The sequence below is a fragment of the Dietzia sp. SYD-A1 genome (genome assembly GCF_015356725.1).
GTDB lineage: Bacteria > Actinomycetota > Actinomycetes > Mycobacteriales > Mycobacteriaceae > Dietzia.
Window position 1 is genome coordinate 1 of record NZ_JADDKI010000097.1, and the last position, 4,833, is coordinate 4,833.

General features: G+C 70.3%; 3 protein-coding genes. All 3 read right to left on the reverse strand.

Features of this window, described 5'->3' with window-relative positions; translation table 11 throughout:
- Positions 1-241: hypothetical protein (locus IY392_RS04805; protein ID WP_228549037.1), on the reverse strand; the 241-nt coding region annotated here is incomplete at its 3' end.
- 69 nt (positions 242-310) lie between these two features.
- Entirely contained in the window at positions 311-3,388 is a 3,078-nt protein-coding gene (locus IY392_RS04810) for a bifunctional [glutamine synthetase] adenylyltransferase/[glutamine synthetase]-adenylyl-L-tyrosine phosphorylase (RefSeq protein ID WP_194860657.1), read from the reverse strand.
- A 37-nt stretch (positions 3,389-3,425) separates the two neighbouring features.
- Positions 3,426-4,766, reverse strand: coding sequence for a type I glutamate--ammonia ligase (gene glnA, locus IY392_RS04815; RefSeq protein WP_107756167.1), 1,341 nt, complete (start codon positions 4,764-4,766; stop codon positions 3,426-3,428).
- Positions 4,767-4,833 lie beyond the last annotated feature (67 nt).

The following is a 4,833-nucleotide window of genomic DNA, read 5'->3' on the forward strand; positions in this document are numbered from 1 at the left end:
GCCCGGGATCGGGCGCGACAGGCCCGCCGACGAGCGCGCCCGAGGCCGCGCGGGCCGCCCCCGACCGACGCAGATCCGGACCGAGCTCCACCTCGAAGCGGTCGCCCATGTCGTCGGACCCCAGACAGCGCACGCGCTCGTCAGCGGGGACCCCGGCCGCCCGGACCGCGTCGACGAACTCGTACAGCTCGCCGTAGGTGACCCCGTCGAGGGTGAGGGTGAGGTTCATCTTCACAGCCATGGCCCCAGGGTATCGACGCGTCACCCGCCGGCGCATCGGTGACAACCCTGGTTCGATCCCTCGGACGACTCAGTTCTCACCCCAGAAGACGCGGTCCACCGCCTTGCGGCCGTGGCGGGTGACCCGGCGGTACTGGTTGAGGAACTCCGCGCCGTCGGACGACTCCGAGCAGATGCTGGCGACGGCGGCGAGGACCTTGCCCTGACCGGGGAGTTGGTCGACCGCCTTGCCGCGCGCCAGCACCAGTGCGTTACGGGCACGGGCGGCCATGAGCCACGACTGGACCAGGGCGTCGCGCTCGCTCTCCGAGATCAGCTCCGCGGCGGCGGCGGCCTCCAGCGCCTCCAGGGTCGAGGTGGTGTGCAGGCCGGGCACCCGAGCAGCGTGCTGCATGGTCAGTAGCTGGGCGGACCACTCGACGTCCGCCAGTCCACCGCGTCCCAGCTTGGTGTGGGTGGCCGGGTCGGCGCCCCGAGGCAACCGCTCGGTGTCGATCCGCGCCTTCATCCGCCGGATCTCCTGCACCACCTTCGGCGGCACCCCGTCCGCCGGATAGCGGAACTCGTCGATCATGTGCAGGAAGTCAAGACCCAGGTCGCGGTCCCCGGCCGCGAACGCCGCCCTGAGCAGGGCCTGCAGTTCCCACGTCTCCGCCCACTTGGAGTAGTAGGCGCGATAGGACGCGAGGGTCCGGACCAGTGGCCCGTTGCGGCCCTCCGGGCGCAGGTCGGCGTCGAGGTCGAGTGGGGGATCCGACGACGGCGACGAGAGCAACCGTCCCACCTGCTCGGCCACCTGGACCGCCCACCGGACGGCCTCGTCCTCCGCGACGCCCTCCACCGGGTCGCACACGATCATCACGTCCGCGTCGGACCCGTAGGACAGCTCGTCCCCGCCGAGACGTCCCATCCCGATGTACGCGAGCCGGGCCGGCGGCGCCTGCCCCTCCGGGGACAGGTCCCTGATCACCGACGCCAGGGACGCCTCGAGCACCGCCCGCCACACCGCGGACAGACGCTTGCCCACCTCCGGCACGGAGATCAACCCCAGCACGTCGGCGGCCCCGATCCGGGCCAGCTCCGCTCGGCGCAGCGACCTCGCCGCGGCGATGACCTTCTCGGGGGTGCGGTGGCGGGACGCCGAGGCGGACAGCGCGGAGGCGATGTCGGAGACCTTGGACGCCACGAGCACAGGCCCCTCGGCCCCGTCGGTCAGGTCGGGGATGACCTCGGGGTTCCGCAGCAGGAGCTCGGAGACGAAGACCGAGGTGCCCAGCACCGTCACCAACCGGCGCGCCACGATGCTGTCGTCCCGCAGCACGCGCAGGAACCACGTGATGTTCTGGTGCTCTTCGCACAGTTTCCGGTAGGCCAGGAGCCCGGCGTCCGGGTCCGGGGTGTCGGCGAGCCATTCCATGAACGCGGGCAGCAGCAGCGCCTGGATCCGGCCACGCCGGTTGTTCTGACCGGCGAGGGCCCGGAGGTGTCCGAGCGCGTGACGGGGTGCGCCGAACCCGAGTGCCGCCAGCTGCCGCTCCATGGCCTCGGAGCTCAGGGACAGTGCTTCCGCGTCGTAGGCGGCGATCGAGTCCAGCAGAGGGCGGTAGAACAGTTTGGAGTGCAGTCTGCGCACCCGGCTCCGGACCTGGCGCAGCTGCTCGAGCAACACCTCCGAGGCATCGTGCCTGCTGCTCGGACGGATGTGTGCGGACCTGGCGAGCCAGCGGTAGGCCTCCCGGTCGCCGTCCTCGGGGAGCAGGTGGGTGCGCTTGTAGCGCTGGAGCTGGAGCCGGTGTTCGAGCAGACGCAGGAACTCGTAGGCGGCCACGAGGTTGGAGCCGTCCTCGCGGGCGATGTACCCGCCCGCCCGGAGCGCGCCGAGCGCGTCCACCGTGCTGGTGACCCGGAGTTCCTCGTCGGTTCGACCGTGCACCAGTTGGAGGAGCTGGACGGCGAACTCGACGTCCCGCAGGCCTCCCCGGCCGAGCTTGAGTTCGCGTTCGCGGAGCGCCTCGGGGACGTTCTCCTCGACGCGTCGACGCATGGCCTGGACGTCCTGGACGAAATCGTCCCGTTCGGAGGCCGTCCACACCAGCGGGTGCACGGTCTCGTAGTACTCGGTGGCCAGGGCCAGGTCGCCGGTCATCGGGCGGGCCTTGAGCAGCGCCTGGAACTCCCACGTCTTGGCCCACCGCTTGTAGTAGGCCGCGTGGGACTCCAGGGTCCGCACCAGTTCGCCGGACTTGCCCTCCGGTCGCAGGGCGGCGTCCACCTCGAAGAAGGCCATGGATCCGATGCGCATCATCTCCCCGGCCACTCGCCCGGTCTTGGCGTCCGCTGGTTCGGAGACGAAGATGATGTCGACGTCGGAGATGTAGTTGAGCTCGCGGGCCCCTCCCTTTCCCATGGCCACCACCCCGAGCCGACCGGGCATGGGCGAGTCCGGGTACACCGTGGCGACGGCCACGGCGAGCGCGGCGGTCAACGCCGAGTCCGCGAGATCGGCCAGACGGCGGCCCACCTCGGCGAACGGCAACACCGGCTCGTCCTCGACCGTGGACGCCACGTCGTGGGCGGCCAGCAGCGCCACGTGGTCCCGGTAGGCCGACCGGAGCACGTTCACGGCCGCGCCACCGGTGACCCCGGCCCGGTAGGTACCGACACTGCGGAGGTCCACGGACTGGGACGGCGTCGGGGCGCCGTCGACGGGCTCCTCGGGGACGGCGTCGACCGCTCCCAGCATGTCCGCCAGGACGTCCTCCCGGGACGGCAGTGGCGAACGGAGCAGTGCCCAGCGGGTGGGCTGCGCGACGAGATGGTCCCCCAGTGCGCTGGACGCGCCGAGCAGTCCCAGCAGGCGTCCCCGCAACGGGAGGTCGGACCGCAGCGCCGAGTCCAACCCCGCTACGCCGGTGTCGTCGCCACCGCCCGGAGCCGGTCCCCCGCCCGACGATTCGGCCGCCAGTGCCTCCCGCAGCCGCACCAGCGTCCCCAGGGCGAGATCCGGGTCGGGTGCGCGCGAGAGCGCCCACATCAGCGGTGTGGCGTCCTCGTCGGTCCACCCCAGGTAGTGCAACCAGTCCCCGGCGCGCGCATCGAGCAGTCCCAGCCTGCCCGGGCTGGGCACCCTGGACCGCGAGGAGTCCATACTCACCGGGACCGTCCGATCAGCGCGCTGGGTGATCTCACAGCGCGAGGTAGCTACGGAGCTCGTACGGGGTCACCTCGTTGCGGTACTCCCGCCATTCCCGACGCTTGTTGCGCAGGAAGAACTCGAACACGTGCTCACCGAGTGCCTCGGCGACGAGCTCGGACTCCTCCATCGCGTCGAGGGCCTGCTCGAGGCTCCCCGGGAGGTCGGTGTACCCCATCGCCCGTCGTTCACGCCGGCTCATGGTCCACACGTCGTCCTCGGATTCCGGGGGCAGCTCGTATCCGTCCTGGACGCCCTTGATCCCGGCGGCGATCATCACGGCGTACGCGAGGTACGGGTTGCACGCCGAGTCCGGGCTGCGGACCTCGATCCGACGGGAGGACGCCTTGTTGGGCGTGTACATCGGAACGCGCACGAGCGCCGAGCGGTTGGCACGACCCCAGGTGGCGGCGGTGGGGGCCTCGCCGCCGCCGATGAGCCGCTTGTACGAGTTGACCCACTGGTTGGTGACGGCCGAGAACTCCGGGGCGTGACGCAGGATCCCGGCGACGAACGACTTCGCGGTGGTGGACAGCTGGTACTCGTCGTCCGCGTCGTGGAACGCGTTGGAGTCACCCTCGAACAGGCTCATGTGGGTGTGCATGGCCGACCCCGGGTGGTCACGGAGGGGCTTGGGCATGAACGACGCCCACACCCCGTTGTTCATGGCCACCTCCTTGACGATGTAGCGGAAGGTCATGATGTTGTCCGCCATGCTCAGCGCGTCCGCATACCGCAGGTCGATCTCCTGCTGCCCCGGCGCACCCTCGTGATGGGAGAACTCCACGGAGATGCCCATCGCCTCCAGCGCCTCGATCGCGTGCCGCCGGAAGTGCGGAGCCGAATCGTGCACCGCCTGGTCGAAGTAGCCGCCGTTGTCCGAGGGGACGGGCTCGGCCCCGTTGGTGTCAAGACTCTTGAACAGGAAGAACTCGATCTCGGGATGCACGTAGCAGGAGAAGCCGAGATCGGCCGCCTTGTTGAGCTGCCGGCGCAGGACGTGGCGCGGATCCGCCCAACTGGGGCTGCCGTCGGGGTTGAAGACGTCGCAGAAGATGCGCGCCGAGTGCTGGGCGCCGTCGGCATGCGCCCACGGCAGGACCTGGAACGTCGACGGATCCGGCTTGGCGATGGTGTCCGCCTCCGAGACCCGCGAGAACCCCTCGATGGCGGAGCCGTCGAAGCCGATCCCCTCCCCGAACGCCCCCTCGAGTTCTGCGGGTGCCACGGCCACTGACTTCAAGGTTCCGAGAACGTCGGTGAACCAGAGCCGGACGAACCGGATGTCGCGCTCTTCCAAGGTCCTGAGAACGTACTCCTGCTGGCGGTTCATGGGGTCCAACCTAGTGCCTGTCGTGTTACGGGCGTGTGACATCGGGCCCCCGACACGCCCACCGACC

What these genes read in the sequence shown, in the direction of transcription:
- IY392_RS04810 (WP_194860657.1), bottom strand. Translation starts at nt 3,388, where the DNA reads ATGGACTCCTCGCGGTCCAGGGTGCCCAGCCCGGGCAGGCTGGGACTG.
- glnA (WP_107756167.1), bottom strand. Translation starts at nt 4,766, where the DNA reads ATGAACCGCCAGCAGGAGTACGTTCTCAGGACCTTGGAAGAGCGCGAC.